The organism is Rhodospirillaceae bacterium (genome assembly GCA_028819475.1).
In the GTDB taxonomy this organism is placed as follows: domain Bacteria; phylum Pseudomonadota; class Alphaproteobacteria; order Bin65; family Bin65; genus Bin65.
In genome coordinates this window covers 1-2,122 of the sequence record JAPPLJ010000024.1, presented here as the reverse complement: position 1 = coordinate 2,122, position 2,122 = coordinate 1, and the positions used below count along the sequence as shown (strand labels likewise).

Genomic DNA, 2,122 nt, shown 5'->3' with positions numbered 1-2,122 from the left:
TGACGACGATGGCGAGAGTGTCCGCATCACGCCTCACCAGCTGCGCCACTACATGACCACGCTCGCGAACGAGGGGAACCTGTCGCAGCTCGACATCGCGAGATGGGCGGGCCGCAAGGACGTCCGGCACAACGCGTTCTACGACCACGAAACCGCCGATTCCCTCGTCTCGAAGGCGCGCTCCCTCGGCGGGGACATGTTCGGCAGCCCGGTAGCGGCAACCCCTCGGCGGCCGGTGACACCGAGGCAACTGATCGAGGGCAATCTCGCCGGGGTGCATCTGACGCGCTACGGCGCCTGCCTGCACGACTTCGCAACGTCGCCCTGCCCGATGTACCGGGACTGCCTGAACTGCATCGAGCACGCCTGCGTCAAGGGAGACGAGCGCGCCGAGCGGGCCCTGCGCGACCGGCTTGCCGTCATCGAGAGGGCGGTCGCGTCCGCGGCAGAGGCCGCCGCCATCGGCGAAGGCAACTCGGAGATCTGGCTCTCCCGCAAGAGGACCGAGCTTGCGCGCCTGCGCGAGCTCGTCGCCCTCATCGACGACGCGACGATCGCGCCGGGCGCCGTCCTGAGGCTCAACGACGCGGCCTGCTACGCGGTCGGCCGCGACGGGGCCGGTCCGGCGAACACCTTGGCCGGCCCGGCTCCCGATGCTGCCCGACGATGCGAGGATTCCTGACATGGCCCGGCGCCTCACCGAGACCAACGTCGAGATGCTCGCCAGGACCATCGGCACGCTCGAGGTGGCCACATGGGGCGCGGTGGTGAGGCTGGCGCGGCAGCGGCTCGGTCACGCCTACTCGCGCCAGGCGCTGTCCAGGCATGCACGGATAAGGACCGCCCTCGCGGCCCGCAAGGAGCAGCTCAGGGGCAGCGGAGCGGGGCGGCGGCCGCGACCGAAGACCGAAACCGAAGCGGCCCTCCTCGCGCGTATCGACGCTCTGGAAGCCGACCTCTCCCGGCTTCGCGCCGAGAACGAGGCGATGATGGCCCGCTTCGCCATCTGGGCCTACAACACGCACGTTCTCGGCATTCCCGACCACCGGCTGGATGCTCCGCTTCAGCCGGTCGATCGCTATTACAGCGAGCGAGACGCATGAGCGGGGGCAGCGGCGCGGAACGGGGCCGGCAGGCAGTGCTGCGCCTGCGCCGGGAGATCGACGCGCGCGAGGCCGCCGGCGAGACCCTGCCCATGAACGGCCGGGCTCTTCATCTGGCGAAGATCTGCCAGCTGGTCGGGGTCGGCCGGTCGACGGTGACGCAGAACCCGTCGTTCCGCGCCGTGCTCAAGGACTATGCCGGCCGCAAGGGCGTCGCCTTCTCGGCCAGGGGACCGGCGCCATCCATGCACGACCGCCACGCCACGGGGGTTGCCGAGGCACCGGCCGAAGCCGGCGAGGCGGCCATGGTGCCGGCCTCCCGCCTGCGCGAGGAACAGCGCCGCAGCGCGGCTGCGGAGCGCCGCGTCAGCGAGCTCGTCGCCAGGAACGCGGCACTCATCGCCCGCCTGAAGCGCTACGAGGCGACCGACCGGGCCCTGATCGCCGCCGGCCGCCGCTACAGGCCCGGACCGCCGGGGAACGGGAACCCCGGCCCCGGGCAGGGCCGCCTTGAGCTCGGCGAGACACCCGAATGAGCCTGCCGGGCTCAGCCGCCCGTGCCGGCATTGAGGCCCCGATGCCGCGAAGCCCCGGCGCGCTCGCGGCGTACCTTGCCGAGGACCGGGACTTCCGCGGCATCGGCCCCGCGAAGGCCGCCGCCCTCGCGGCCGCGTTCGGCGACGGCCTGCATGCCGCGCTCGACCGGAAACATCCCGACGTCGTCGCGATCCTCGGCGAGGAAACCGCCACCACCGCGTTCGCAGCCTACGAGATGAAGAGCCCCGAGATCGAGCTTCTCGACTGGCTGGAAAGCCGGGGGGTCGCATCCGTCGTGGGAACGCGCACCGCCATCCGGATCGCCCGGTGCTGGGGCCATGACGGCGTCGACGCCGTGAAGGACAATCCCTACCTCCTCGCGAGCTTCCTGCCCTGGGCTGCGACGGACAGGGTCTGCCGCGCTCTCGGCGTCGCGCCCGACGATCCCCGTCGCGCGGTTGCCGCCGTCGAGGCCACCCTCT

The 2,122-nt window shown here is 71.9% G+C and carries 4 protein-coding genes; all 4 read left to right on the top strand.

The annotated features are described in order from the left end of the window. The coding region (locus OXM58_06090) for a hypothetical protein (protein ID MDE0147923.1) at positions 1-682 on the top strand (682 nt) is incomplete at its 5' end. Between the two features lies 1 nt (position 683). Then, positions 684-1,103: a hypothetical protein gene (locus OXM58_06085; protein MDE0147922.1), complete on the top strand. Its 420-nt coding sequence runs from the start codon at positions 684-686 to the stop codon at positions 1,101-1,103. Beyond that, positions 1,100-1,639 carry a hypothetical protein gene (locus OXM58_06080; protein ID MDE0147921.1) on the top strand — a complete coding sequence of 180 codons (540 nt, stop codon included), beginning with the start codon at positions 1,100-1,102 and terminating at the stop codon, positions 1,637-1,639. The genes OXM58_06085 and OXM58_06080 overlap by 4 nt, the downstream gene beginning before the upstream one ends. Further along, on the top strand, positions 1,636-2,122 hold a 487-nt coding region (locus tag OXM58_06075), incomplete at its 3' end, for a hypothetical protein (GenBank protein ID MDE0147920.1). The genes OXM58_06080 and OXM58_06075, both read left to right, overlap by 4 nt.